Origin of the sequence: Salinimicrobium tongyeongense (assembly GCF_026109735.1) — a bacterium.
GTDB lineage: Bacteria > Bacteroidota > Bacteroidia > Flavobacteriales > Flavobacteriaceae > Salinimicrobium > Salinimicrobium tongyeongense.
In genome coordinates this window covers 988,287-1,015,199 of the sequence record NZ_CP069620.1, presented here as the reverse complement: position 1 = coordinate 1,015,199, position 26,913 = coordinate 988,287, and the positions used below count along the sequence as shown (strand labels likewise).

Annotated in this window: 23 protein-coding genes, 1 tRNA gene and 1 pseudogene; 21 read left to right on the top strand and 4 right to left on the bottom strand. The window is 44.1% G+C overall.

Annotated features, from left to right (window positions below):
- The first annotated feature begins 168 nt into the window (after positions 1-168).
- Positions 169-2,121 carry a DNA primase gene (dnaG, locus tag JRG66_RS04425; RefSeq protein WP_265164545.1) on the top strand — a complete coding sequence of 651 codons (1,953 nt, stop codon included), beginning with the start codon at positions 169-171 and terminating at the stop codon, positions 2,119-2,121.
- Here the strand turns inward: dnaG and JRG66_RS04420 are convergent.
- Both JRG66_RS04420 and nadE read right to left on the bottom strand, forming a co-directional pair.
- Positions 2,114-2,752, bottom strand: a complete 639-nt coding sequence (locus JRG66_RS04420; protein WP_265164544.1) for a response regulator transcription factor — start codon at positions 2,750-2,752, stop codon at positions 2,114-2,116. The genes dnaG and JRG66_RS04420 overlap by 8 nt on opposite strands.
- Before the next feature lie 140 nt (positions 2,753-2,892).
- Positions 2,893-3,681, bottom strand: coding sequence for an NAD(+) synthase (gene nadE / locus JRG66_RS04415; RefSeq protein ID WP_265164543.1), 789 nt, complete (start codon positions 3,679-3,681; stop codon positions 2,893-2,895).
- Between the two features lie 103 nt (positions 3,682-3,784).
- Between nadE and gldB the strand changes: the two genes are divergently transcribed.
- Together gldB and gldC are read left to right on the top strand one after the other, a co-directional pair.
- Entirely contained in the window at positions 3,785-4,744 is a 960-nt protein-coding gene (gldB, locus tag JRG66_RS04410) for a gliding motility lipoprotein GldB (RefSeq protein ID WP_265164542.1), read from the top strand.
- Complete coding sequence (gene gldC / locus JRG66_RS04405; protein ID WP_265164541.1) at positions 4,744-5,079, top strand: gliding motility protein GldC; 336 nt, start codon at positions 4,744-4,746, stop codon at positions 5,077-5,079. Before gldB ends, gldC begins: the two co-directional genes overlap by 1 nt.
- A 354-nt stretch (positions 5,080-5,433) precedes the next feature.
- Here the strand turns inward: gldC and yihA are convergent, their stop codons facing one another.
- Positions 5,434-6,036 carry a ribosome biogenesis GTP-binding protein YihA/YsxC gene (yihA, locus tag JRG66_RS04400; protein ID WP_265164539.1) on the bottom strand — a complete coding sequence of 201 codons (603 nt, stop codon included), beginning with the start codon at positions 6,034-6,036 and terminating at the stop codon, positions 5,434-5,436.
- Positions 6,037-6,045: 9 nt separating this feature from the next.
- Entirely contained in the window at positions 6,046-6,810 is a 765-nt protein-coding gene (locus JRG66_RS04395; protein WP_265164537.1) for an alpha/beta fold hydrolase, read from the bottom strand.
- A gap of 286 nt (positions 6,811-7,096) precedes the next feature.
- Here JRG66_RS04395 and mraZ point away from each other — a divergent pair, with 286 nt between their 5' ends.
- The 18 genes and pseudogenes from mraZ (at position 7,097) to JRG66_RS04305 (ending at position 26,909) form a co-directional block, all read left to right on the top strand.
- Positions 7,097-7,570 carry a division/cell wall cluster transcriptional repressor MraZ gene (mraZ, locus tag JRG66_RS04390; RefSeq protein ID WP_265164536.1) on the top strand — a complete coding sequence of 158 codons (474 nt, stop codon included), beginning with the start codon at positions 7,097-7,099 and terminating at the stop codon, positions 7,568-7,570.
- Positions 7,557-8,456, top strand: a complete 900-nt coding sequence (gene rsmH / locus JRG66_RS04385) for a 16S rRNA (cytosine(1402)-N(4))-methyltransferase RsmH (RefSeq protein WP_265164535.1) — start codon at positions 7,557-7,559, stop codon at positions 8,454-8,456. The genes mraZ and rsmH overlap by 14 nt, the downstream gene beginning before the upstream one ends.
- A gap of 1 nt (position 8,457) precedes the next feature.
- Positions 8,458-8,775, top strand: coding sequence for an FtsL-like putative cell division protein (locus JRG66_RS04380; RefSeq protein ID WP_265164534.1), 318 nt, complete (start codon positions 8,458-8,460; stop codon positions 8,773-8,775).
- Positions 8,775-10,781 (top strand): PASTA domain-containing penicillin-binding protein, encoded by a 2,007-nt coding sequence (locus tag JRG66_RS04375; RefSeq protein WP_265164533.1) that lies wholly within the window; start codon positions 8,775-8,777, stop codon positions 10,779-10,781. The genes JRG66_RS04380 and JRG66_RS04375 overlap by 1 nt, the downstream gene beginning before the upstream one ends.
- Entirely contained in the window at positions 10,778-12,241 is a 1,464-nt protein-coding gene (locus JRG66_RS04370) for a UDP-N-acetylmuramoyl-L-alanyl-D-glutamate--2,6-diaminopimelate ligase (RefSeq protein ID WP_265164532.1), read from the top strand. Before JRG66_RS04375 ends, JRG66_RS04370 begins: the two co-directional genes overlap by 4 nt.
- Before the next feature lie 27 nt (positions 12,242-12,268).
- Positions 12,269-13,510, top strand: coding sequence for a phospho-N-acetylmuramoyl-pentapeptide-transferase (gene mraY / locus JRG66_RS04365; protein WP_265164531.1), 1,242 nt, complete (start codon positions 12,269-12,271; stop codon positions 13,508-13,510).
- On the top strand, positions 13,510-14,871 hold the full coding sequence (gene murD, locus JRG66_RS04360) for a UDP-N-acetylmuramoyl-L-alanine--D-glutamate ligase (RefSeq protein WP_265164530.1): 1,362 nt from the start codon (positions 13,510-13,512) through the stop codon (positions 14,869-14,871). Before mraY ends, murD begins: the two co-directional genes overlap by 1 nt.
- A gap of 25 nt (positions 14,872-14,896) precedes the next feature.
- Positions 14,897-16,105 (top strand): FtsW/RodA/SpoVE family cell cycle protein, encoded by a 1,209-nt coding sequence (locus JRG66_RS04355; RefSeq protein WP_265164528.1) that lies wholly within the window; start codon positions 14,897-14,899, stop codon positions 16,103-16,105.
- Positions 16,102-17,205, top strand: a complete 1,104-nt coding sequence (murG, locus tag JRG66_RS04350; protein WP_265164527.1) for an undecaprenyldiphospho-muramoylpentapeptide beta-N-acetylglucosaminyltransferase — start codon at positions 16,102-16,104, stop codon at positions 17,203-17,205. The genes JRG66_RS04355 and murG overlap by 4 nt, the downstream gene beginning before the upstream one ends.
- Positions 17,206-18,560 (top strand): annotated as a pseudogene (murC, locus tag JRG66_RS04345) (UDP-N-acetylmuramate--L-alanine ligase).
- Positions 18,547-19,266 carry a cell division protein FtsQ/DivIB gene (locus JRG66_RS04340; RefSeq protein ID WP_503827430.1) on the top strand — a complete coding sequence of 240 codons (720 nt, stop codon included), beginning with the start codon at positions 18,547-18,549 and terminating at the stop codon, positions 19,264-19,266. The pseudogene murC and the gene JRG66_RS04340 overlap by 14 nt, the downstream one beginning before the upstream one ends.
- 3 nt (positions 19,267-19,269) lie before the next feature.
- Complete coding sequence (gene ftsA, locus JRG66_RS04335) at positions 19,270-20,613, top strand: cell division protein FtsA (protein ID WP_265164525.1); 1,344 nt, start codon at positions 19,270-19,272, stop codon at positions 20,611-20,613.
- Positions 20,614-20,675: 62 nt separating this feature from the next.
- Entirely contained in the window at positions 20,676-22,667 is a 1,992-nt protein-coding gene (gene ftsZ, locus JRG66_RS04330) for a cell division protein FtsZ (RefSeq protein WP_265164524.1), read from the top strand.
- Positions 22,668-22,787: 120 nt separating this feature from the next.
- Entirely contained in the window at positions 22,788-23,240 is a 453-nt protein-coding gene (locus JRG66_RS04325) for a GatB/YqeY domain-containing protein (RefSeq protein ID WP_265164523.1), read from the top strand.
- A 147-nt stretch (positions 23,241-23,387) separates the two neighbouring features.
- A tRNA-Arg gene (locus JRG66_RS04320) sits at positions 23,388-23,461 on the top strand.
- A 657-nt stretch (positions 23,462-24,118) separates the two neighbouring features.
- The gene (locus JRG66_RS04315; RefSeq protein WP_265164522.1) at positions 24,119-25,522 is read left to right on the top strand and encodes a hypothetical protein; all 1,404 of its coding nucleotides are present in this window, start codon (positions 24,119-24,121) and stop codon (positions 25,520-25,522) included.
- Positions 25,523-25,654: 132 nt separating this feature from the next.
- Positions 25,655-26,122: a hypothetical protein gene (locus tag JRG66_RS04310; RefSeq protein WP_265164521.1), complete on the top strand. Its 468-nt coding sequence runs from the start codon at positions 25,655-25,657 to the stop codon at positions 26,120-26,122.
- Between the two features lies 1 nt (position 26,123).
- A complete protein-coding gene (locus JRG66_RS04305) occupies positions 26,124-26,909 on the top strand; it encodes a CsgE family curli-type amyloid fiber assembly protein (protein ID WP_265164520.1) in 786 nt (261 codons plus the stop codon).
- The last annotated feature ends 4 nt before the right edge of the window (positions 26,910-26,913 follow it).

Genomic DNA, 26,913 nt, shown 5'->3' with positions numbered 1-26,913 from the left:
CTCACCATCTGGGACTGCCGGCAAAACCCTGCAAAATTGAGCTTGTGAGTATCATTAGAAGAGAATATACAATAAAGCCTCACAGGAAAACCAGGTAAGTATTTTCAATAGCCTGATCCTTTTCTTTTTTTTAGATAGCTTACATTTGCCAAAATTTCCGCAGTAAAAGTGATCTCAAAAAACACCATAGATAAGGTTTTTGAAGCTTCCCGCGTAGAGGAGGTGCTGGGTGATTTTGTGAACCTGAAGAAATCGGGTAGTAACTACAAGGGATTGAGCCCGTTCAGCGATGAGCGCACACCCAGTTTCATGGTGTCTCCGGTGAAGCAGATATGGAAAGATTTCTCCAGCGGAAAAGGTGGAAATGTGGTGGCTTTCCTGATGGAACACGAACATTTCACTTATCCTGAAGCTATAAAATACCTCGCCAATAAATACAATATTGAGGTGGAGGAGACCGAGCAGAGCCAGGAACAAAAGGAGCAGGCCAATGAGCGGGAAAGCATGTACCTGGTATCTGAGTTTGCTGCAAAGTACTTTCAGGATAACCTGCTTAAAACCGAATTGGGCAAGGCAATTGGCCTGAGCTACTTCAGGGAGCGCGGATTTACCGATGAAACCATTGCTAAATTTGGCCTGGGCTATTGTCTTGATGACTGGAACGCCTTTACCAATGAAGCCCTGGGCAAAGGTTATAAGCTGGAATACCTCGAGAAGACCGGGCTTACTATAGTTAAGGAGGACAAACAGTTCGACAGGTTTAAAGGCCGGGTGATGTTTCCCATTCAGTCAATGTCGGGCAGGGTTTTGGGTTTTGGCGGCAGGATACTCGGGAATGACAGAAAAGCTGCGAAATACCTCAACAGTCCCGAGAGCGAGATCTACCATAAAAGCAAGGTGCTTTACGGGATTTACCATGCCAAACAGGCTATCGCCAAAGAAGATAACTGTTACCTGGTAGAGGGATATACCGATGTGATACAGTTCAACCAGGCGGGGATAGAAAATGTGGTCTCTTCTTCGGGAACGGCTTTGACGCCAGAACAGATAAGGCTTATTAACCGCCTCACAAAGAATATCACGGTACTTTTTGACAGCGATGCCGCAGGGCAGCGCGCTTCCATTAGAGGGATAGATCTTATTCTGGAGCAGGGCATGAACGTGAAGGTGTGTGCTTTCCCGGAAGGAGAAGACCCCGATAGTTTTGCAAAGAAGAATTCCGAAGAAGATATAAGGCTTTACCTGGAGCATAATTCCAAGGATTTTATCAATTATAAAGCTTCCCTGTTGATGGAGGAGGCAAAGAATGATCCGGTAAAGAAAGCTTCCCTTATCAGGGATATGGTGAGCAGTATCTCCAAAATTCCGGATAATATTCAGCAGGAAGTTTATGTGCAGGAGACCTCGCGCATCATGGATATTTCTGAAGATGTTTTGTTTACCACTTTGGCCCAGTTGTCCGGGAAATCAACTGCTAAATCGGCACCAAAGAAAACGAAGCAGTTTGAAGTAGTGAGGGATGAGCCGGGGCCACAGGTGAAAGTTGATGAACTCTATGTGTTGGAGCGAACTATTATAAGCCTTTTGCTGCATTATGGCATGATAGAAGAAGATTTTGAAGACCTGGTGGTGAAAGTTGACGAGAAAGGCGAGATCTCCCTGGAACCCGAAATAGTGAGGGCCAAGGTATACGAAAAGATCTTTCTTGATTTGCAGGAAGATGAGGTGGCTTTTGCCAATGAACATTTTCAGAAGATCTATCAGCTGGTCATTAAGAAATACAACGAAGAGCAGGAATTTTCTATAGACACTTTTGTGAATGAGCTCGCGCCTGAAAATGCTTCGGAAGTTACAAGTATTCTAATGGACGAAGAGCAGTATGTGCTTCACGACTGGGAGAGGATGGAAATTTTTGTGAAGGGGAAAAAAGCTGAAATCGGCCGACTCGTAAATGAGACCATTCTGGCTTTAAGGAGGTATCTTGTCAACAGGAAAATAAACGAACTCAACCGCAAAATTAAGGAAGTTCCCCCCGAAGAATCAACCGGTATTCTACAGGATATTATGGATTACATTTCCCTTAAAAAAGTCCTTTCGGGCAAGCTCAACCGGGTTATGTAGGTCTAATTTGCAGCAGGCGTGCCTGGTTAATAAGATCGGCAAGGTTGTCTACCCTCAATTTTTTAAGCAGCCTGGTCTTGTATGTGCTCACCGTTTTTTCATTAATATCCAAAGCTTCGGCAATATCTTTATTGCGTTTCCCGGTAGAAAGCAGGTTGAGCACTTCAATCTCACGGGTAGAAAGTTTTTTGTACCGGGAAACAAGGTTGTTTGTTCTCGTGGTGCCGGTATTAATTTTTTCACTTATTTCCTTGTTGAGGTAGATGCCGCCGCGTGCTACCTGGTGAACTGCTTCGGTAAGCACCTCTGTAGATGCCGTTTTTGAGAGGTAAGCAGAGGCTCCTGCCTTTATGGAATTGAGGGCGTACATCTCTTCGGGATGGCAGCTAAGAATGAGGATCTTTGTTCCCGGGTTTTCAGATTTTATGGTTCGTAAGGCGGTGATTCCGTTAATTTCGGGCAGGTCAATTTCCAGGATCAGTACATCGGGATTTTTGGTTTTCAAGGCTTTAAAAAGATCCTTCCCGTTGGTCACTTTTCCCACTACTTCGTACACCCCTTCCTTCTCCAGGAGAGAAGAAATTCCCATTCGGGTTATGGGGTGGTGGTCTGCAATTAGAATTTTAGTCATTGTTCGAATTTTAGCACAAGAAATTCCATGGGCATTCCCATCATAATCTTCTGATTAATAGTTTTCGATCGTAAAGTAAGGGGGAGAATGAAATTTACTGCCTAATTCTCTCGAAAAATAATTTTTTCGATAAACTGCAATTATTTCAGGTCAAGAGGAATTTCACAAACGGGAATGGGTTCCATTTTGTGTTTATTGGCATTATGCCGCATTTTGTAAATGTGAAAAACTTCCTGCTGGCGTCCTGTAAAATCGTCTTGCGTTTTGCCTTTTTCGGCTTCCTTCATAGCCCATTCGAGTTCGTCGTAACTGGCTCCTATCTGGTCCTCATCGCTGCGGCTGTCGCCAAATAGGCCATCGGTAGGGGCAGCGATTATAATACTGTTAATCACATCGAGTTCCCGGGCAATCTCGTAGACTTCACTTTTCATGAGGTCGGCAATGGGAGAAAGGTCTACACCGCCATCCCCGTATTTTGTAAAGAATCCCACGCCAAAATCTTCCACTTTATTGCCTGTTCCGGCTACCAGGTAATTGTGTAGTCCTGCGAAATAGTAAAGGCTGGTCATACGCAATCTTGCGCGCACGTTGGCCATGGAGAGATGCAGCTTTGGGCTTTCCTCTACCTGGGGCACTGCCTGGGAAAAAGTATCGAAAGTAGAAGTGAGGTCTACCTGCACATCGGCCACGTTGGCAAATTTCTTCTTGAGGTTACCAATGTGTTCCTGTGCCCTGGTCACCTGGTCTTGAGACTGATGAATGGGAAGTTCAACACAAAGAGTTCTCATTCCGGTTTTGGCGCAAAGGGCCGAAACCACTGCCGAATCTACACCCCCACTTATTCCAACCACAAAACCGTTCATTTTGGCCTGAGCGGCATAATCTTTTAACCAGTTTACAATGTGATCAATTACCTGTTTAGTTTTCATAAGTGTTGGTCAGTTTCTTTTGGAGATATATCTTTGTTAACAAATATAGTTCTTCAGCCAATTATCTGGAAATAGCTTGCGTTAAACCATTCTTAATTTGCTTATGTTAAAAAAAGTCCTTTTTTACTGCCTGTTTGCCAGCCTTTTATCTTGTGCCGAAGATGACAGGAAGGAAAAAGAGATCGCAGCTATTCCTGTAGATTTGGAGGTGCAGAGATTTGATCAACGCTTTGCAAATGCCACAGCCGATAGTCTGCCGGCCCTAAAAAAAGAATTTTCTTTCCTTTTTCCGCGGCAGTATCCCGACATTCTTTGGGTACAAAAAATGGAAGACACCATTCAACTGGAGCTTAACAAAGCCGTAGCTACCCAGTTCCCCGATCTAAAGGAAACAGAAGATGAGCTGGAGCAGCTTTTCCAGCATATAAAGTACTATTTCCCGGAGCGCAACATTCCGAAGGTAATTACCCTCACTTCTGATGTTGACTATCGCAACCAGGTGGTGTGGGCAGATTCCCTGCTGCTGGTGGCCCTCGATACGTATTTGGGCATGGATCACCCGCTCTATGTAGGCGTACAGGATTACATAAAAAAGGAAATGCGCAAAGAGCAAATCGCCGTTGATGCCGCCGAAGCATTTGCTCAAACCCTGGTGCCCGGGCCTTCTTCACGAAGTTTCCTTGCGCACATGGTTTACTATGGAAAGCTCCTGTACCTCAAAGATATTTTACTGCCGTTTAAAACGGAAGCCCAAAAAATGACCTATTTACCTGAAGAACTGGCCTGGGCTGAAGCTAATGAAGACCAGATTTGGCGCTATTTTGTTGAGCGGGAACTGCTGTATTCTTCAGATTCCGATCTGCAGACGAGGTTTTTGTATCCGGCGCCTTTCTCTAAATTCTTTCTGGAACTTGATGCTGAAGCTCCGCCACGCCTGGGCCAATATCTTGGCTGGCAGATAGTGCGGCAATTCATGGAAAAAAATGACGTTTCTGTTGAGGAGATGATAAAGACAGATGCAGAAAGCATATTCAATAAATCTAAATATAAACCCCGAAAGTAATGGCAATAGCAAAAAAATCAAATATCAATATTAAAGTATCTTTAGACGAAAACCGCGTACCCGAAGAACTCCATTGGAGCGCCGAAGACGGAGGGGTGGAAAACCAGGAGGCCAAGGCCATGCTGCTTTCCATGTGGGATGCCGAACAAAAAGAGACGCTAAAAATCGACCTGTGGACCAAAGATATGCCGCTTGACGATATGAAGATGTTCTTTCACCAGACCCTCGTCACCATGAGCGACACCTTTTACCGCGCCACCCAGGACGACAAAATGAGAGATACCATGAAAGATTTCTGTGATTTCTTCGCCGAAAAAATGGAAATCAAGAAGTAGTTTTTTAGTCATTAGTCATTAGTCATCAGTCATTAGTGGTCAGTAACCTGAAATTTTTGAGACGAGATTATATATGAATTCCAGGCTGAAAAAGGTTCTAAAAATCACATTTTAGAACCTTTTTTTCAGAATTCCATCCTGATATTTTTGGTAGAATAATTTCGTATAAGCAGGTTTTTCAGAAGTATTTCCGAAGAAATGTTCGTGGATTCGTGGCAGAAAGGTTAGCCTTCAAAAATGACATTTTCAGGACCTTTTCAGAAAGTTTCAGAATGATGTTTTATGTGTATTTCCGAAGAAATATTCGTGTATTGGTAGCAGAAACTTCCCCTTCAAAAAAGGCATTTTTGGGGCCTACTCCTTAAGGTTGTCGTTGATGTTCTGGATGTATCCCAAAACTTCTTCGCTTCCCAACCCGTTGGCCGATGAAGTGACAAAGTACTGTGGCATTTCTTCCCAGACCTGCAGCATTTCTTCCTGGTAATTTTTAATATTGCGCTCCAGGGCATTGGGTTTTAGCTTATCGGCTTTGGTGAAGATGATGCAAAAAGGAATCTGGTGTTCCCCCAGCCAGCTCATAAATTCCATGTCTATGGCCTGTGGCTTATGGCGGCTGTCTATGAGCACAAAAGCACAAAGCATTTGCTCGCGCTTCTCAAAATACTGCGTGATAAACTTCTGAAAAGTCTTTTTAGCCGATTTTGACACCCGGGCATAGCCATAGCCGGGCAAATCTACAAGGTACCAGCTCTGGTTGATCAAAAAATGGTTGATGAGCTGTGTTTTTCCGGGCCGACCAGAGGTCTTGGCGAGATCTTTTCGGTTTGTGAGGGCGTTGATGAGCGAGGATTTGCCCACGTTACTGCGGCCAATAAAAGCATATTCGGGCAGTTTGCTATCCGGACATTTGGAAACATCGGAATTGCTGATCACAAATTCGGCCGATTTGATCTTCATAAGACAGGTTTAGTATTTACGGGTGGTAAACCACCTGTAGAGAATCTCGTTGAAGGCGTCGGGATGTTCCATCATGGCTGCATGGCCACATTTCTCGATCCAGTAAAGATCGGAGTCGGGTAGCAGGCGGTGAAAATCCTCGGCGACTTCGGGAGGGGTAACATTGTCATTGCGGCCCCAGATAATGCAGGTGGGAGTTTGCATTTTTGGAAGGTCTTTAGACATATTGTGGCGAATGGCGCTCTTGGCAATGGCCAGGGTTTTGATCAATTTGTTGCGGTCATTAACCGTTTCAAATACGTCATCAACTATTTCTTTGGTCGCCACTTTTGGGTCGTAGAACACATTTTCGGCTTTTTTCCTGATGTAGTCGTAATCTCCCCTTTTTGGATAGCTTTCGCCCATGGCGCTTTCGTAAAGGCCAGAACTTCCGGTGATTACCAGGGCTTTGATAGCTTCAGGATAAAGTTTTGTGCAGAGTAGTGCGATGTGGCCGCCAAGGGAATTCCCCAAAAGAATGACTTTCGAATAGTTCTTGTGATCTATAAACTCCTTCAGGTATTTGGCAAAGGTGGCAACACTTGTTTTTAAAAGGGAGAGTTCGTAAAGAGGTAATTTAAGCAGAACAACTTTGTACCCCTTTTTCGGGAAAAAACTCAGCACGCCTTCAAAGTTGCTCAATCCTCCCATTAAACCGTGGAGGATGATAATTGGTGTTCCTTCACCTTCCTCCACATAACTGAATTTTCCTTCTTCCCGTAGATTATTTTCCATTGATGCCTTTGCTGTTAGCTTCGCAAATATAATGATTTCCCTACAAGTATATCGATTTTGCAGAAGCTGCCATAATTTTCAGGGACCCAATTTTCACATTTTTCCGGTGAATCACTCAAAAAAATCCTAAAATTTTTTAACAAATTCTTCTTACAACTAAAACTGCTTCAAGTAGTTGGTTTAACAGGTGCTTGAGTGGGCAGATGGGGAAAATTTATCAACAATGTGGTAAAAAGTGGTAAAATGTGGTTTAAAATTCAATATATTTGAATCATAAACTGTAGGAGTGGTAAATCTCATTGGTACATACGAATGCAAAGTAGACGCAAAGGGCCGGCTCATGGTGCCTGCGCCTATGAAAAAGCAGCTTGTGCCCATCATTCAGGACGGTTTTGTGCTTAAACGTTCCCTGTTTGGAAACTGTTTAGAGCTCTATCCCATGCAGCGATGGAACGAGTTGATGCAGGAGGTGGGGAAGCTCAACAGGTTCGTTAAAGAGAACATGGACTTTATAAGAAAATTTACGGCAGGTGTTAAAATTGTAGAAGTAGATACCAACGGGCGGCTTCTCATTCCAAAAGACCTTATTCGCATTGCAGGCATCAATAAAGAAGTGGTGATTACTTCTCCTATTGATACTATTGAAATCTGGGATAAGGATGAGTATGAGAAAGCTATAGATACACCGCCTGAAGAGTTTGCTGAACTTGCCGAACGTGTAATGGGTAATAAAAGTGTAGAAGGAAATGGCTTATCATAACCCTGTATTGCTGAAGGAGAGTGTAGATGGTTTGAATATCCAGCCTTCGGGGGTTTACGTGGATGTGACTTTTGGTGGTGGCGGGCATTCCCGGGAGATCCTTAAAAAATTGGGGCCCCAGGGAAAGCTTTTTGCTTTTGATCAGGATAAGGATGCTTTGGCGAACAAGATCGACGATGAAAGGTTTAGCCTTATCAATGAGAATTTCAGGTTCATAAAACGCTTTTTAAGGTTTTATGGCGTAAAGAAAGTTGATGGCATTTTGGGTGATTTTGGGGTTTCTTCCCATCAGTTTGACGTGGCCGAACGCGGCTTCTCCACACGCTTTGAGTCAAAGCTCGACATGAGGATGAATCAAAGTAGTAGCCTTAGCGCTTTTGAGGTGGTTAATAATTATGAAGAAAAGCAGCTGCGCACAGTGCTCTCCCAATATGGAGAACTGCGTAATGCCCCAAAAATAGCGCGTACTTTAGTCTCTGCGCGCAAGGACGGGGAGATAGCGACCAGTGAAAAATTAAAGGAGGTGTTGCAGCCTTTTTTGCCTGCGGGGCGGGAGCATAAAATTCTGGCGCAGGTATACCAGGCCATAAGAATAGAGGTGAACCAGGAAATTGAGGTGCTCAAAGAATTCCTGCTTCAAACCGAGACTTTGCTGAAACCGGGAGGCAGGTTGAGCCTTATCAGTTATCATTCTTTGGAAGACAGGCTGGTGAAAAGGTATATAAGAAACGGGATGTTTGAAGGAGAGCCAGAAAAGGATTTCTACGGAAATATTTCTGTGCCTTTTCAAAAAGTGGGAAAAATGATAGTGCCTGGTTCCGAAGAGATTAAGCAGAACAACAGGGCGCGCAGTGCAAGATTGAGAATAGCCGAAAGAACTGAGTAGTATGAAAGAGAGTTTGTACAACATCCTTAAAGGAAAGTTTCTTATTAGCAACGACGCCTTTAACAACTGGCGTTTTATCCTTTTTTGTACGGTGCTGGCAATTTTTATGATTGGCAGCTCTCACAGTGCAGAACAAAAGGTGCATGAAATAGCGAGGCTTAACGATGAGGTGCTCGAGTTGAGGACAGAATTTCTTGACGGCAGGTCTAACCTCATGAAGCTTAAAATGGAATCGACAATTACAGGGAGAATGGCGCAAAAGGGTATCAAGCCGTCTGATGTGCCTCCCACAAAGATCATAGTTAAAGAAAAAGAGTAATGGCAACTACCGAGAAGCACATACTTTATCGCATCTACGTAGTGGCGGGTTTTATGTTCCTGCTTGCTTTTGCTGTGGGCTTTAAGCTTCTTAATATACAGGTGGTTGAGGGGGAGAATTACCGGGAGATGGCCGAGCAGCGCACTTACCGGAATTTTGTTATTCCGGCAAACCGCGGAAATCTTTACGATGCCAACGGTAATTTGCTGGCAACATCAATACCCAAATATGATATAAGGTTTGATGCGGTCACGGTTTCAGATAAGAACTTCCAGGAAAATGTGGGCCCGCTTGCCAAAGAACTCGCCAAAATGTTCGGGGAAGATTCTTCGCGCTGGGTGCGAAAACTGCGTTCGGCCAGGGCTAATAAACACAGGTATTTGCTTATTGCACGTAACCTTGGATATTCAGAATATATTAAGGTAAAGAATTTTCCGATGTTCAAACTGGGTTCTAACCGCGGCGGAATTATCGTGGAGCAGAGAACGGTTCGGGAACATCCTTTAGGGAAAATGGCCGAACGCACTGTGGGTTACGAGCGGCAGGACGACAGCGGTTACTATACACGGGTGGGCCTTGAAGGTGCTTTTGGACCCTATCTTAGGGGCAAGGAAGGCAGGCGTTTAAAGCAGCGTATCGCCAAAGGCCAGTGGAAACCGATAAGCGACAATAACGAGGTGGAGCCAAAAGATGGCTATGACCTTATTTCAACCATAGATGTGAAAATTCAGGATATCGCCCACCACGCTTTGCTGAAACAGTTGGAGAAATATGAGGCCGATCATGGCTCGGTAGTGGTGATGGAAACCGAAACCGGCGAGATCAAGGCAATCTCAAACCTGGGGCGCACTTCCAAAGGCACTTATTTTGAAAAACTGAACTATGCCGTGGGGGAAGCCCATGAACCGGGATCTACCTTTAAGCTCATGTCTATGATCGTGGCTCTTGAAGATAAAGTGATTGATACCAGTACCGTGGTAGACACAGAGAAGGGCCAGATGATCATTTACCGAAGAAGAGTGCGGGATTCCAAACACGGGGGCTACGGAAAAATTTCAGCAGGAAAAGCTTTTGAAGTTTCCTCAAACGTGGGGATCGTAAAGCTGATCTATGAGAACTACAAAGATCAGCCCGAGAAGTTTGTAGACAGGCTAAAAGACATGCACCTTGATGAAAGCCTTGGCCTTGCCATCAAGGGCGAGGGCACGCCTTATATTCCTACTCCGGGAGATAAGACCTGGAGCGGGTTATCGCTGCCGTGGATGGCTTACGGGTATGGAAGTATCCAGATCACGCCCTTGCAAACCCTTACATTTTACAACGCCATTGCCAATGGGGGCGAAATGGTAAAACCCCGCTTTATCAAAGAGGTTAAAGAGTGGGATAAGACCATCGAGAAGTTTGATAAAGAGATCATAGATCCACAAATATGCAGTCCCGAGACTGTGGCCAAAGTTACCGATCTGCTTAAAAATGTGGTTGAAAAGGGTACTGGAAAAGGGCTTTATGACCCGAATTTTTCCATGGCCGGAAAAACCGGAACTGCCCAAACCGAATACTGGAAAGAGGGCTGGGCCCAGAATCCGCAGTACATTTCTTCTTTTGTCGGCTTTTTCCCGGTAGAGAACCCTAAGTATTCATGTATTGTGGTGATTCACAAGCCCAATAACAAAACCGGTTATTACGGGGCCGATGTAAGCGGGCCGGTCTTTAAAAGGATCGCCCAGAAGATCTTTACAGATACGCCTGTGCTCGATGAGTTTGAGACGCTGGAGCGGGTTGACCCTGCTATTGAAAAGAATTACGAAAAATATTATGCCGCCGCCAGGAAACTGGGCAAAGTAGTGCCCGACCTGAGGGGGATGCCTGCCATGGATGCAGTTTCCCTCCTGGAAAATCTTGGGGTGAAATATGAAATATCCGGAAACGGAGAGGTGAGTCAGCAGTCGGTTAAACCCGGAACAAGCATTGCTGAAGGCCTTACCATAAAATTAAAATTGAGTTGATTTATTTAAAAGACATATTATACAGGGTTTCTCTTGAAGCAGTAGTGGGGAATACGAACATTGCTGTTAACAACATTCATTTTGATTCCCGGAAAGTGGGGTTCAATGATGTTTTTGTAGCTATTCGCGGAACCCAAACCGATGGGCATGCTTATATAGCTAAAGCTGTTGAGCAGGGCGCCCTGGCCGTAATCTGTGAAGAAATGCCCGGCAACACCGTCAACGGGATTACTTATGTGAAAGTCAAAAATTCACAGGAGGCCCTGGCTTTTATGGCCGATAATTTCTTCGGAAACCCTTCTGAAAACCTTAAACTGGTGGGGGTTACGGGAACAAATGGAAAGACTACCGTGGCCTCGCTCCTGTACCAGCTCTTTACAAAAGCCGGGTATAAGGTTGGCCTGCTTTCTACGGTAAATGTAATGGTGGGCGAAGAGAAATTTCCGGCCACCCATACCACCCCAGACTCCCTTAGCATCAACTCATACCTGCAAAAGATGAATGAGGCCGGTGTGGAGTTCTGTTTTATGGAAGTAAGCTCTCATGGCATTGCCCAGCACCGCACTACCGGATTGAAATTTGCCGGCGGGATTTTTACGAACCTCACTCACGAGCACCTCGATTACCACAAAAGTTTTGCAGAATACAGGGATGTCAAAAAGGCCTTTTTTGACCAGCTTCCTGCTTCGGCTTTTGCCCTTACCAATGGAGATGACAAGAATGGAAAAGTGATGCTTCAGAATACAAAGGCGAAGAAATACTCTTATGCCCTAAAGTCTGTAGCCGATTATAAAGCCCAGATCCTCGAAAACGGATTTGGCGGAATGCTGCTGAAGGTCAATGAGCAGGAAGTCTGGACCAAACTGATAGGAAACTTCAATGCCTACAACATACTCGCAATTTATGCGGCTTCAGAATTACTTGGGTTAAGCACTTTGGAAAGCCTGAAGCACATTAGCGAGCTCAATGCTGTTAGCGGCCGGTTTCAGTATTACATTTCCGAAGGAAAGATTACTGCCATTGTAGATTACGCACATACGCCCGATGCTTTACAGAATGTGCTCGAAACCATTAACAGCATAAGGACCAAAAATGAAGAATTGATCACGGTTGTGGGTTGCGGGGGAGATCGTGACCGCTCAAAAAGGCCAAAAATGGGGCATATTGCCTCGGCCCTAAGCACCAGGGTGGTGTTTACCAGCGACAATCCGCGTACCGAAGACCCCGATAAGATCATAGAAGAAGTGGAGGCCGGGGTGGAGCCGCAGCATTTTAAGAAAATAATGTCGGTTACCAGCAGGTTGCAGGCCATAAAGACAGCCTGCCAGCTGGCCAGTAAAAATGATATCATCCTCATTGCCGGGAAGGGCCATGAAACCTACCAGGAAATTAACGGAGTGAGAAAGGATTTTGACGATTTTAAGATCGTAAGTGAATATTTAAACGAGTTAAAAAAATAATTTCTCCAGGAGAAGAAGCAAAAGCATATGTTGTACCATCTGTTCGAATATCTTGAAGATGCCTATACCTTTCCGGGGGAGAGACTTTACCAGTACATCTCCTTTAGATCGGCTGTGGCAATAATCCTTTCTTTGGGAATATCGACCATTTACGGAAAAAGGATCATCAATTTCCTTCAGAAGAAGCAGATAGGTGAGAGTGTAAGGGATCTTGGGCTTGAAGGTCAAAGCCAAAAAGCCGGCACCCCAACCATGGGCGGAATTATCATTATCATTTCCACGCTCATACCGGTTTTGCTGGTAGCCAAGCTGGACAATATCTACGTTATCCTGTTGATTGTTACCACCCTCTGGATGGGCGCGATAGGGTTCCTGGATGATTATATAAAAACCTTCCGTAAGGATAAGGCGGGCTTAAAAGGCATTTTTAAGGTGGTAGGCCAGGTAGGGCTTGGTGTGATTGTGGGTGCGACCATTTATTTTCACCCCGATATCACCATTAATGAGAATCCGCAGTTGCCGGGAAGTACAGAGGCTGTAGAACTCATCTCTTCAGCTGAAAATCCTGTCACTACTTCTGTGGAAGAAAAATCGACCAAGACCACTATCCCGTTCGTGAAGAATAACGAGTTTGATTACGCAAGCCTTATTACCTGGATCAATCCTGAATACGCCAAATACGCCTGGTTGATCTTTATCCCAATCGTGATCTTTATTGTAACTGCTGTTTCAAACGGTGCCAATCTCACTGATGGGATTGATGGGCTTGCAGCCGGGACTTCGACTATCATCGTGCTTGCCCTGGGGATATTTGCATGGGTCTCGGGGAACATCATTTTTTCAGATTACCTGAATGTGATGTACATTCCCAGAACAGGGGAAATGACCATTTACATTTCGGCTTTTGCAGGAGCTTTGGTGGGATTCCTCTGGTACAATACCTTCCCGGCCCAGGTCTTTATGGGAGACACCGGGAGCTTGACCATTGGCGGGATCATTGCCGTACTGGCGCTGGCCACAAGAAAAGAGTTACTGATCCCCATTTTGTGCGGGGTATTTCTAATTGAGAACCTTTCGGTAGTGATGCAGGTGGGCTGGTTTAAATATACCCGTAAGAAATACGGGGAAGGAAGAAGGATTTTCCTGATGTCACCACTGCACCACCATTTCCAGAAAGCCGGCTTTCATGAGAGCAAAATTGTGGTGAGGTTCTGGATTATTGGAATCTTTCTGGCTATTGTAACCATTGTAACCCTAAAAATTCGATAATGTCTACAGGAGCAAATAATAAAGAACGCAATCTACTGGTCATTCTTGGCGCAGGCGAAAGCGGTGTGGGCACGGCCATTCTTGGAGAGAAAGAAGGCTTCCGCGTATTTGTTTCAGACAAAGGCAGGATCAGGGATAACTTTAAAGCCCAGCTGGAGGAACATGAAATTGAGTGGGAAGAAGGGCAGCATTCCGAAGAAAAAATATTTGAAGCGCACCTGGTAATGAAAAGTCCGGGGATTCCCGATGATGCGCCGCTGGTGAGCAGGCTTAGAGGAGAGGGCATTCCAGTAATTTCTGAAATCGAGTTTGCCTACAGCTATACCAATGCCGTTTTGGTGGGAATAACCGGCAGTAATGGCAAGACCACCACTACCAAGCTCACCCATCACCTTTTGAAGAATGGCGGGCTAAACGTGGGAATGGCTGGCAATGTAGGCCAGAGCTTTGCCAAGCAGGTCGCCGAAACCGACGCAGATCACTATGTGCTTGAGCTTAGCAGTTTTCAGCTTGACGGGATTGAAGATTTTAATCCGCACATAGCAGTATTAACCAATATCACACCCGATCACCTTGACCGTTACCGGCACGATTTCAACCAGTATATTGCCAGTAAGTTCAGGATTGTTAAAAACCAGACAGAAAAAGACTATTTCATTTATGACGCAGATGATCCTGTGATCATGAAATGGCTTCAGGAAAACCCGATACTATCTCAAAAATTGCCTTTTTCACTCCGGGAGGAACTCGAGAAAGGAGCTTTTATAAAAGATGAACAACTTATTATTCGTACAGATAATTCAGAAATGACCATGTCAACATCCAAATTAACCATAGAGGGAAAGCATAATGCCAAGAATGCGATGGCAGCAGCGACCGTTGCACAATTACTACGCATTAGAAAAGAGACCATAAGACAGAGCATGGAGAGTTTTCAGGGGGTGGAACACCGCCTTGAAAAAGTGCTCAAAATAAATAACGTGCAGTATATTAATGACTCTAAGGCTACAAATGTCAATGCCACATACTATGCGCTGGAAAGCATGGAATCTGAGACTATCTGGATTGTTGGAGGGGTAGACAAAGGCAACGAATATGCCGAATTGCTCCCATTGGTGAACGAAAAAGTAAAAGCCATTGTTTGCCTTGGAGTTAACAATGAACCCATATTGAATGCATTTGGGAATTGCGTAGACCTTATCGTAGAGACCCGCTCTATGGAAGATGCCGTGCAGCAGGCTTATAAACTGGCAGAAAAAGGGGATACCGTACTGCTTTCACCGGCCTGTGCAAGCTTTGATCTTTTTCAGAATTATGAAGACAGGGGGCGGCAATTTAAAGAAGCCGTAAGAAATTTATAAAAACAGAAGTGTCAAAAAGGGGATAATGACAGGATTTTTTTCAAGGGTAAAAGGAGATAAAACTATCTGGGCTGCGGCTGCACTACTGGCGATTTTTTCGTTTTTGCCGGTGTACAGTGCCAGTAGCAACCTGGCTTACCTTTATGGCGACGGCAGTACGCTGCCTTACCTGGTGAGCCATTTTATCCATCTTTTCCTTGGTTTTGTCATTATGTTCTTTGTGCATAAAGTGCCTTATCATTACTTTGTAGGGCTGTCAATCATTACGCTTCCGCTTTTAATTCTCCTGCTGTTGTTCACAGTATCACAGGGGGTAGTGATAGATGGTGCCAATGCCAGCCGGTGGATCAATATCCCCATTCTCAACAAGACCTTTCAGCCTTCAACCCTGGCCTCGGTAGTATTGTTGACCTACGTGGCCAAGTACATGGCAAAAGTGAAAGATAAAACTTACACTTTTAAACAGACCATACTTCCGCTTTGGTTACCCGTTGCCGTGGTGATGGGCCTTATTTTGCCGGCTAACTTTTCAACCACCGCCATATTATTTCTAATGGTGCTGCTGGTCACTTTTATTGGTGGTTACCCCTGGAAGTACCTGCTGGGCATTATAGGTGCGGGGATTGTGGTGCTGGGAATATTTATGTTAACAGCAAAGGCTTTTCCGGGGCTATTCCCAAACCGGGTTGATACCTGGATAAGCCGAATCGAAAATTTCACCAATGACGAGGTTACTGAAGCCGATTACCAGATTGAAAAGGCAAAAATCGCCATTGCCAGTGGGGGGGTGACCGGCCAGGGAATTGGAAAAAGCGTACAGCGGAATTTTCTTCCGCAGTCATCTTCAGACTTTATTTACGCCATTATTGTTGAAGAAATGGGATTGATTGGGGGCATAGGGGTCATGTTTGCCTATTTGCTGCTCTTTTTTAGAATAATTATTGTGGCTACAAAAGCCAATACGGTGTTCGGGAAATTACTGGTGATAGGCGTAGGCCTGCCCATTGTTTTTCAGGCGCTGGTGAATATGGCCGTTGCCGTAGAATTATTTCCCGTAACCGGCCAAACCCTGCCGCTTATAAGCAGCGGGGGTTCTTCAATCTGGATGACCTGCCTTGCGCTGGGAATGGTGTTGAGCGTGAGCGCCAAGCGGGAAGAAGAACTGCAACAAATAGAAGACGAAACAAAAACGGATGAAGACAATCCGTTGGAAATATTAAGTGAGGCAATATGAAAAATCAGTTGAGAGTGATCATATCGGGTGGCGGTACGGGAGGACATATATTTCCGGCAATTTCTATTGCCAATGAACTCAGGTTGCGGTATCCCTCCTGTGAGATCCTTTTTGTGGGGGCGCAGGATAAAATGGAAATGCAAAAAGTACCCGAAGCAGGCTATGAGATTGAAGGCCTTTGGATAAGTGGTTTTCAACGCCGCATCACCGCCAAAAACCTGCTTTTCCCTGTAAAGCTTGTAAAAAGCCTTTGGAAGGCGCGTGATATTATAAAAAGATTTAAGCCTAATGTTGTGATTGGCACCGGCGGTTTTGCCAGCGGGCCATTATTGCAGATGGCCAACCGGGAAGATATTCCCACATTGATACAGGAACAGAACTCCTATCCCGGCATCACCAATAAACTTTTGGCAAAAGGAGCCAATACCATTTGCACTGCTTATCCCGATATGGGAAGGTTCTTCCCCGAAGAAAAGATCGTGCTAACCGGAAATCCTGTACGCCAGGATCTGCTGAAGGTGGATGAAAAGAGGAAAGAAGCTCAGGATTTCTTCGGAATTGACCCTGCCATGAAGACCGTGCTGGTTCTGGGAGGAAGCCTGGGTGCAAGAAAGATAAATCAGCTGGTAGAAGATAACCTGAAGGAATTCGAAAAACACAAGCTGCAGGTATTGTGGCAAACCGGGACCTTATATTTCGAAGAATACAGCAAATATGCCGAGCTGGAAAACATTCAGACTTTTGCCTTTTTAAAGAGGATGGACCTGGCTTACGCCGCGGCAGATGTGATCATCTCACGCGCAGGTGCCGGTACGGTGTCTGAACTATGTATTGTAGGGAAGCCGGTGGTATTTATCCCTTCACCAAATGTGGCCGAAGACCATCAAACCAAGAATGCCATGGCAGTAGCCGAAAAAGATGCGGCGGTGGTTCTTTCTGAAAGCCACCTGGAGCAGGGGTTCAGGTCGATCTTTTTTCCGCTGGTGGAGTCAGATGAAAAGATGCAAAACTTAGGAAAGAACATCAAAAAGCTGGAAAAGCCGAATGCTACGGCAAATATTGTAAATGAAGTTGAAAAATTATTGACAACCTGGCCATAAATGGGGCACTACGACAACATACAAAACATTTATTTTATAGGCATCGGCGGGATCGGGATGAGTGCCCTCGCCCGGTATTTTAGTGCCCGGGGTAAAAATGTTTCAGGGTTTGATAAAACTGAAACACAGCTTACCCGAGAGCTTCAAAAAGAGGGTATAGAAGTGATCACTTCCCCCAAAGTAGAAGACCTTCCAGATGCCATTTTAGAAGATAAACAATCACTTATCGTTTATACGCCGGCTATTCCGCTAGATCATGCACAATACCTGCACTTCGCAGCCGATGGTTATACCATGGAAAAACGTGCGGTGGTACTTGGCAACCTCACTAAAGGGCATTTTACGCTTGCTGTTGCCGGAACTCATGGTAAAACCACTACCAGCAGTATGTTGGCGCATTTATTAAAGGAAACAGGCAGCTCGATAACGGCATTTTTGGGAGGTATAGCCGAAAATTATCATTCTAACCTCATTCTGGATGGTGACAGCGCAATGGTTGTGGAAGCCGACGAGTTTGACAGGTCTTTTTTGCAGCTTTCGCCCAACCTTGCGGCCATTACCTCGATGGATGCCGATCATCTCGATATTTACGGGGAAGATGCCCAGATAAAAGAGTCTTTTCACGCGTTTGCGGCCCTGGTACCAAAAGACGGGAAGTTGTTTTTTGCCAACGGCCTGCCACTAAACGGAACATCTGTAGGCGTAAATGATGATGCCGATATTTCGGCGGTGAACGTGGGTGTCAAAAATGGCACTTATCAGTTCGATTTAAGGACAAAAGAGAAAACCTACCCAGGCTTTGAATTGAGCCTTCCGGGAAAACATAATTTACAAAATGCAGTTACAGCTTTAGCCATGGCAATGGAATTTGGTGCCCCCCCGAGATCCTTGCCAAAGCTTTGGCTACTTTTAAAGGTGTGCACAGGCGTTTTTCATACAGGATTAAGCGAGACGACCTGGTAGTAATTGATGATTATGCACATCACCCGGCCGAGATCGCTGCAGTGCACCAGGCAGTGCGGGAAATGCACCCGGGAAAGCGCATTTTAGCGATATTTCAGCCACACCTCTTTAGTCGTACCAGAGATTTTGCTGAAGGCTTTGCAAACAGCCTTAGTCTCTTTGATGAGCTGCTGCTGATGGATATTTACCCGGCCAGGGAGAAGCCCATTGAAGGAATTTCTTCAAAATGGCTTCTGAAAATGGTCAACAATGACAAAAAAGAGTTGGTTCAAAAGAAGGATCTTTCCGAAGTAATCAAAGCTAAAAAAGCTGAGGTAGTGGTGCTTATGGGAGCCGGTGATATAGGGGAAGAAGTAGGGAAAATACGTAAAGAACTGAGTGGTGAAAATTAATTGGAATTACATAAAAACATTCTTGCTCATTGGCGTAGTGTTCTTTTTATTTGCATTCGCCGAAAAGCGCAATCACGCACGGGTTCTTTCCGAAGTTAATCTGCATTTTACGAACAGCGAAAATCTGTATCTCACTGAAGAAGCGGTTAATAAATTGTTAATACAAAATGAGGTGAGACCCAGAAGTATAGGTAAAGAAACTTTAGATTTGAGTAGGGTGGAGGCTTTGCTTGAATCGCATGACATGGTGGAGAATGCTGAAGTGTTTCTCACTGTTGACGGAAAGATGGGGGCAAGCATCACCCAAAGGCAACCTTTGGCCCGCGTGATGGCCAGTGCGCCCTTCTACCTGGACAGGCAGGGCTTGATGATGCCGCTATCACAGTATCATTCGGCCAGGGTGCCGCTGGTGACAGGGGTAAAGGAGGAGCAGCTCAAGGAATTGCACCCGCTTATGGCTTTTATAAATGAAGATGAGTTTCTTACCCGGCACGTAACTGGTATTAACCGCCAGCCTAACGGGAAGTACGAACTCTACCTAAGGCAACTCGATTTTGCGGTGGTATTTGGTGAGGTGAAGGATATTGAACTGAAGTTTAAAAATTTTAAAGCTTTTTATCAAAAGGCGCTAAAAGATAAAAAGCTTGACGCATATAAAAAAGTGGACCTACAATTTGGGAATCAGGTTGTATGCACTAAAAAGTAAGGTATGGAACAGAACGACATCGCAGTAGGATTAGACATTGGTACTACTAAGATTGTAGCCATGATTGGCCGTAAGAACGATTACGGTAAAATGGAGATCATTGGTATAGGCAAGGCAAAGAGCCTTGGGGTTCACAGGGGGGTTGTTAATAACATTACCCAGACTATACAATCTATCCAGCAGGCCATACAGGAAGCAGAGGCCGATAGCGGCATGAAAATAAAAGATGTGGTGGTAGGCATTGCCGGCCAGCACATTCGCAGTTTACAACACAGCGATTACATTACGCGTCCCAACCCCGATGAGGTGATAGACGCTACAGATATAGAAACTTTATGTAACCAGGTGCATAAGCTGGTGATGCTTCCGGGAGAAGAGATCATTCATGTACTTCCGCAGGAATTTAAAGTTGACGGGCAGGCAGAAATCAAGGAACCCATTGGCATGTACGGCGGAAGGTTGGAAGCCAATTTTCACGTGGTAGTTGGCCAGGTATCGTCTATACGAAATGTAGGCAGGTGTGTGAAGAGTTCGGGGCTTGAGCTTTCGGCTGTGACCCTGGAGCCTTTGGCATCGGCGAATGCAGTATTAAGTCAGGAAGAAAAAGAAGCCGGTGTGGCTTTGGTCGATATAGGTGGCGGAACTACAGATCTTGCCATTTTTAAAGACGGAATAATAAGGCATACCGCGGTGATCCCTTTTGGAGGTGGGGTTATTACTGAAGATATTAAGGAAGGCTGTTCAATTATTGAAAAACAGGCAGAATTGCTAAAGGTGAAATTCGGTTCGGCCTGGCCGGGGGAAAATAAAGATAACGAGATCGTTTCTATCCCCGGATTGAGAGGCAGGGAGCCCAAGGAGATCACTTTAAAGAACCTTTCAAAGATCATTCACGCACGGGTTGTGGAGATCATTGAACAGGTTTACCTGGAGATCAAGAACTACGGCCACGAGGAACAAAAGAAGAAACTTATTGCGGGGATCGTGCTCACAGGAGGCGGTGCCCAGCTAAAGCATATTAAGCAGCTGGTGGAATATATTACCGGGATGGATACACGTATAGGCTATCCAAACGAGCACCTGGCAGGAGATAGCGACAGTGAAACCACAAGTCCTGTTTTTGCCACCGCGGTTGGGCTGGTTTTAAACAGCCTGGAGATTAACAGTAAGCAGCATGTAACCGAAGAGGAGGAGCAGGAAGAAGTAGCCTCGGGAACAACGCCTACCGCAGTGCCACAAGAGGAGCCAGAAGAGCGGGAAGAGCCGGTAACGGTAAGCCAGCCGCGAAGAACAATATTTGAGAAATGGTTTGAAAAATTCAAGGATTTTTTAGACAACGCCGAGTAGATCGGCGAAGAAGTAACTATGAAAAAGAATAAAAGAAGTAGAAAACCAGTAAAAAAGAATTTATGAGCAGCACAGAATTCGGAAACATCACATTCGATCTCCCCAAGAATCAATCGAACGTCATAAAAGTTATTGGTGTAGGTGGAGGCGGTAGCAACGCAATCAACCACATGTTTCAGCAGGGGATTAAAGGAGTTGATTTTGTAATTTGCAATACAGATGCACAGGCGCTTGACAATAGCCCTGTACCCAACAAGATCCAGCTGGGGGTAAGAGAAACAGAAGGCCTTGGAGCAGGCGCCGATCCTGAAGTCGGTCGCAAAGCAGCAGAAGAAAGTTTTGACGAGATAAGAGCCCTTTTAGACACCAATACCAAGATGGTATTCATCACCGCCGGGATGGGGGGTGGAACCGGTACCGGAGCTGCGCCAATTATTGCCAAACAGGCAAAGGATATGGGAATACTTACGGTGGGGATCGTAACCAGTCCTTTTTTGTTTGAAGGGAAAACGAGAAATGAACAGGCACAGCTGGGAGTAGAAAACCTGCGGAAGCATGTTGACTCATTAATTGTGATCAATAACAACAAACTAAGAGAAGTATATGGCAACCTCGGATTCAAAGCCGGATTCTCCAAGGCCGATGAGGTTTTGGCCACTGCTTCGAGAGGGATAGCAGAAGTAATTACGCATCACTATACCCAGAATATTGACTTGCGCGACGCAAAGACAGTGCTTAGCAATAGTGGAACAGCCATAATGGGGTCTGCGCAGGCTTCAGGTGGAAACCGTGCCCAGGATGCCATTTCAAAGGCGCTGGATTCGCCGCTGCTTAACGATAACAAAATTACAGGTGCCAAAAATGTGCTGCTGCTTATCATTTCCGGTTCCGAAGAAATTACTATTGATGAAATTGGGGAGATTTCAGATCATATTCAGGCAGAAGCCGGTCACAGTGCCAATATCATAATGGGGGTTGGGGAAGATGAAAATCTTGACGATGCCATTTCTGTAACCATTATTGCTACGGGTTTTGACATTGAGCAACAAAATGACATTGTAAATACCGAGACCAAGAAGATCATACATACGCTTGAAGATGAGCAGAGGGCAGAGCACGAGCTTTCTCCAAAGAAAACCTCTTCGGCATACGACGGGCCTGCCCCGGCACCAAAAGAAGAAACAAAAATAGTTCACACGCTTTCACTTGACGATGAAGATATAGATAACGAAGCCGGGACAGATGAACCTTCGGCCGCTGTTAGGGAAATGAATGTGGAGTATGAGGAAGTAAAGCCTGCAGAAGAACCTGAATTTATCATTACAGACAGCGTGAGGGACGTGGAAGTTTCGGAGCCTGAAGAGGTGACGCCAGAGCCGCAGGAGCAACAGTTTATGTTTACTTTTGACATGCCCAGGAACAACACTTCCGAAGAAAAAAAGGAGCCAAAGACTGAACAGGAAGTTTCGCAGGGCGGGCATAAAGAACCTGTGAAGCAACAGAGGATTGTACATAGCCTTTCTGAAGATTCAGAATCAGAAAATTCTGTAAAGAAGGAAAGTGCGATACAGGCAAAGACTGAAAATGGGGTGACCCGATATTCGCTACAGGATTACATGCAGGTGGAAGAAATGCTGAAGAGCTCTCAGCCCGTGCAGAAGAGCAGGCCCCAGCCACAACAACCTGAGCCAAAACTTAAGAGTGAGCCAGCACCGGTGCAGCCTCCTGTTGCAAAAGGAAACCCTGCGCCCGAAGAAAGTAAGGAGGCGCCCGAAGATGACATAGATCCTTTCAACATTCCTATTAATGAAAGCCTTATAAAAAGATCGGCTGAAAGAAGGGCTAAGATGAAGGAGTTCAATTATAAGTTCAGGAATAATGTGAGCAAGGTTGACGAGTACGAAAGACAGCCTGCTTACAAAAGACAGGGAATAGATCTTGACCACAGCGAGCCGGGTGAAGGAAAACTTTCACGCACCAGTTTAGGGGGAGGTAATGATGATGAAATAAGGTTTAGAACGAACAATTCTTTCCTGCACGATAACGTGGATTAATAAAATTCCGCACCATAAAAACCCGAAGCCCAATACCGGCTTCGGGTTTTTTGTTTATTGTAATTCCCTGCTATGGCGTATTTCGCTATCTTCGCAAGATCAATAAAAAATCCAGATACAATGAGTTTACAGGACAAAGTGATGGCCGAAATGAAAGAAGCCATGCGGGCGAAAGACAGCAATAAACTAGAGGCTTTAAGGGCGGTTAAAAGTGCAATTTTACTTGCACGCACCAATGCGTCGGGCAAGGACGGGCTAAGTGAGGATGAAGAGCTAAAATTATTGCAGCGGCTTGTAAAACAACGAAAGGAAAGTGCAGCCATATATAAAGAGCAGGGAAGGGATGATCTCGCTCAACCCGAACTGGACCAGGCGGCGGTGATAGAAGGCTTTCTTCCTGAGCAAATGAGTGAAGAGGAGATAGAGGCTGAAGTAGATAAGATTATTGCTCAAACCGGTGCAAGCGGTATGCAGGATATGGGTAAAGTAATGGGTATGGCTTCAAAAGAACTGGCCGGAAAGGCAGATGGTAAAACCATATCGGCAATAGTAAAGAAGAAACTGGCAAATTAGAAGTGAGGTTTTAGAATTACAAAGTTAGAAGTATGCAATTATATTCCTTCCAAAAATTGCATTTTTTGACACCTTTGATTCAGATGGAAAGAGCGTAAATTTCTTGTTACAGTTTAAAGAATTTATGTAAATTGCGCCTTCTAAAAAGGCCCCGTGGCGCAACTGAATAGCGCATCAGATTTCGGCTCTGAGGGTTGGGGGTTTGAATCCCTCCGGGGTCACTTTATTTTAAAAGCCTGTAGAAATTTTTCTACAGGCTTTTTTTGTTTCATCTCTCATCTTACAGATTAAATTTAGGGATGTCTATACTTATTTAGAAGTTATATTATGTTGATAAATAGTTGCTTAAGTTTTTAATAGTTCTTTTTGATATAACTTCTTAAATATCCGGAAATAACCTTCCTGCTTCTCATAGTTGAAGATGATAAATTTCACTTTGGTACAATTGATAACGGAGTAATTTTAGTATAAAAGTGTGGAAATCAGCAGTTTTTTGGGGAATAACTCTATAAAAGCAGGTGAATTTGTAAGTTTTTTCCTCATAACAAATAACACTTTTACCTTTAACATAAGTTTAACTTTTTAAGATATTCTTGGGAGAATGGTTGTTTTGAATTGATACTACCTAGAAGTAGGTATTGTAGTTCATCGATTCGTCGACCAGACTGTTGGCAGGGAATTCATTTTAAGTAAATTAGCATAGTGAAAGAGATAAAGATTAAAAAATTTACCCTACTTCCTCTTTCAGGTGAATTCAATTTTTGAGTTCCAATTATTTCCCCCTTTTATTATTAGATGCTGTATTGATGGTGCCGAAATGTCTTTGCCCCAAACAAGGATGTGTAAACTCAATTTTTTAACCTTAAATTATTTTTATTATGAAAAAAGTTATGTTAAGCGCAGCAGCGCTAATGATTGGGGCAATTGGATTTGCTCAGGTACCAGGGGCAAACAATGCCACACCTGTAGCCAATCAAAACCCCGGAGGAGCGCCATTGGCAAACACTACAGAAACAGATCAGTATGGCAATGATCAACGTTTGGAAGTGACTCAGGTCGGAGTGTTGAACTCAGCTAGAGTTTTTCAAGCAGACGCGGCAGGCCTCGATAACAACGAAGCTCGCATTACACAAGAGGGGCCAAATAGTCCTACATGGTGGGGCCCTTATAGTAGGGCAATTAATAATGAGGCAGAAGCTAACCAGTCAGGATGGAACAATGAATCTTCTATTAACCAAAAAGGATGGGTAAATGATGCTCGTACAGAGCAGGGTACTCAAGGAATTTACAGTACTCGTAACAAAATTTTAGTACAGCAAGGTGTTAACAACCCAGTAGAAAATCTTTCAATTGGGAATTATGCTTATGGAGTTCAGAATGGTTCTTACAACCAGTCTTTAATTCAGCAAAATGACGATAACAATGACGCCTGGACAAATCAAACTGGAAACTATAACATGGTCCAGGTAAAGCAGTCTTCTGATCCAGGGACATTTAGTGCAAACGAAGGACAACTTGCACGAGCTATTCAAAGTGGTAATTCAAACAATGGTTTGATTGAACAAGAGGGCGAAGGAGCTCGGAATGAAGCTTACCTCAACCAATATGGTGACTCGAATGAATCTTATCAATTTCAAAATGCGGAATCTGGTGTGGCTGGAGAAGGTAATACTGCAACAGTCAACCAAGGTTACTACTCTTATGATGCTGAAGCTTACCAGTCTCAAGTAGGTGAAGAGAATACGGCTACTATGAATCAATATGGCGGCACCACCTATGGTTCAAATCACGGTGAGCAGGTACAAGATGGTGATGGTAACACAGCTACAATGACTCAAAATTATTCTGGATTTGGCTATTATGGTGTTGGTGATGATAACTATGGGAGACAATATCAAGAAGGCGATGATAATGATGCTACTCTAGGTCAGACAGGAGAAGGGAATAAAGCTCTTCAAGTTCAGGATGGTAATGACAACTATGTATTGTCAGGGCAAAATGGCAATGACAATAAATTAAACACTCATCAAATAGGCAGCGATAACTACGCCATCACTGCACAATGGGGAAATAATAATTCAGGACTGGTCGTGCAACATGATGGTCAAAGTGCTAATATGTTCCAATCAGGCAATGGGAATTCTGCGAATATCTTTCAGGCGGGACCATGGGGTGGAGCTTTAATAGGTTGTGGTTTTGATAACCCAATGGATATTCCGAACCCTACTCCTGTGCCAGACATCACTGTTAGTGATCCTTGTGCAACAGGAAACTGTAACTAGGAATTGTGTTTTATATGTAAACAGAAGGAAAAACATTCCTTCTGTTTACTTTTTTCATAAAATTTTGATAAATTTATTATTATGAGGGTTCATGTTTTTATAAAAATGATTTTGTCCTGCTTTCTGCTGTCTATGAGCTCTGGAGTTTTAGCGCAGACTTACATTAATGAAGAAGAAGTCGATCAGAAGGTACTGGAGGCCAATTTAAATGGTTTGATAGGCGGGATATCTATAACTCAACCTAATTTTAGTACGGTACAGGGAAATGCCGTAGCTTTAAAACAAATAGGGGAGTATAATCAAGCTGAGATTCGAACTCAAACAACTTCAAGTGAAATTACACTAACTCAGAATGGCAGGTATAATTATACTAAACTTGATTATATAGCCAACACAGCTATAGCTAAGCTTCTTCAGGAAGGGAATAACAATCAAATTAGGGATTATGTGAATGATGCAGGAACAAATGTCTCACTTGAACTTGAGCAAAGGGGAGACGATAAGGTTTTTGAGAGAAATGGGGCTAACGATCTTACCCAGTCGTTGAAATTCATACAAACCGATGCCACGCCTTCGCTAATAATTAGAAGCTATAATTAATATGAGAATTGGAAAAACAAATATTGTAAAGATGTTTATAGTGTCTTTGGCACTTCTTCTTTCCGGTAGTTGTTTTTCGCAGTTTTACAATAAAGAGATTGTAGCTAAAATTAAAGTAGAAGACAGAGGTGAGTTTTTAGATTTTAGTGCAACTGCCGAGAATGTGACTCCTGCGGGTCATAATTTAAGGTATGATTTCACGCTCTTCAAAAAGGATGGGGCTGGAAACGTTACGAAATCCAGCCAGGGAAACCGCTTCTATTTAGAGCCAAATCAAAAAGTTATTCTTTCCTCAACACAAGTCAACAGGAGTGATGAAGGGGGAATTATTATTCTTCTTATGATTTATGATCAGGATGATAAACCAGTCGGGAAAGACAGGCTGGAGTTTAAAATAACAGAAGAATCTATTCAGGAGATAAAGGAACAGGAGAGGCAGGTAATAGCGCTTCCAAAAGATCAGGCCAAACCACAGGATGGAGTAATAATTAACGGTCTTGTTATAGAAAATACTATTACTAAGGCAGGACGCGACTTTTACCGTTATTTTTATTCAGAATACTATAACCGGGAAATTGTGAGTCCCCAGAACATTGAAATCGAAGAAGTGCCGGGAAGGGGAAGAATGACCCGAATTTCTGTGAGTGTGGGAGATCAACTTGTGATGCGGTTCTTTGCCCAGCCTAAAAAAGAATACCTCAAACAAATAGCCAATGTGACACTGGCTCGTGTTTTAGCTCAAATACAGAGACTGGAACAGCAGGCCAATAATTTTAAACACTATTAAATTT

Coding starts and splice junctions, on each gene's coding strand:
- JRG66_RS04420 (WP_265164544.1), bottom strand. CDS start 2,752: ATGACTAAAATTCTAATTGCAGACCACCACCCCATAACCCGAATGGGA.
- nadE (WP_265164543.1), bottom strand. CDS start 3,681: ATGAAAACTAAACAGGTAATTGATCACATTGTAAACTGGTTAAAAGAT.
- gldB (WP_265164542.1), top strand. CDS start 3,785: ATGTTAAAAAAAGTCCTTTTTTACTGCCTGTTTGCCAGCCTTTTATCT.
- gldC (WP_265164541.1), top strand. CDS start 4,744: ATGGCAATAGCAAAAAAATCAAATATCAATATTAAAGTATCTTTAGAC.
- yihA (WP_265164539.1), bottom strand. CDS start 6,036: ATGAAGATCAAATCGGCCGAATTTGTGATCAGCAATTCCGATGTTTCC.
- JRG66_RS04395 (WP_265164537.1), bottom strand. CDS start 6,810: ATGGAAAATAATCTACGGGAAGAAGGAAAATTCAGTTATGTGGAGGAA.
- rsmH (WP_265164535.1), top strand. CDS start 7,557: ATGGCTTATCATAACCCTGTATTGCTGAAGGAGAGTGTAGATGGTTTG.
- JRG66_RS04380 (WP_265164534.1), top strand. CDS start 8,458: ATGAAAGAGAGTTTGTACAACATCCTTAAAGGAAAGTTTCTTATTAGC.
- JRG66_RS04375 (WP_265164533.1), top strand. CDS start 8,775: ATGGCAACTACCGAGAAGCACATACTTTATCGCATCTACGTAGTGGCG.
- mraY (WP_265164531.1), top strand. CDS start 12,269: ATGTTGTACCATCTGTTCGAATATCTTGAAGATGCCTATACCTTTCCG.
- murD (WP_265164530.1), top strand. CDS start 13,510: ATGTCTACAGGAGCAAATAATAAAGAACGCAATCTACTGGTCATTCTT.
- JRG66_RS04355 (WP_265164528.1), top strand. CDS start 14,897: ATGACAGGATTTTTTTCAAGGGTAAAAGGAGATAAAACTATCTGGGCT.
- murG (WP_265164527.1), top strand. CDS start 16,102: ATGAAAAATCAGTTGAGAGTGATCATATCGGGTGGCGGTACGGGAGGA.
- ftsA (WP_265164525.1), top strand. CDS start 19,270: ATGGAACAGAACGACATCGCAGTAGGATTAGACATTGGTACTACTAAG.
- ftsZ (WP_265164524.1), top strand. CDS start 20,676: ATGAGCAGCACAGAATTCGGAAACATCACATTCGATCTCCCCAAGAAT.
- JRG66_RS04325 (WP_265164523.1), top strand. CDS start 22,788: ATGAGTTTACAGGACAAAGTGATGGCCGAAATGAAAGAAGCCATGCGG.
- JRG66_RS04315 (WP_265164522.1), top strand. CDS start 24,119: ATGAAAAAAGTTATGTTAAGCGCAGCAGCGCTAATGATTGGGGCAATT.
- JRG66_RS04310 (WP_265164521.1), top strand. CDS start 25,655: ATGAGCTCTGGAGTTTTAGCGCAGACTTACATTAATGAAGAAGAAGTC.
- JRG66_RS04305 (WP_265164520.1), top strand. CDS start 26,124: ATGAGAATTGGAAAAACAAATATTGTAAAGATGTTTATAGTGTCTTTG.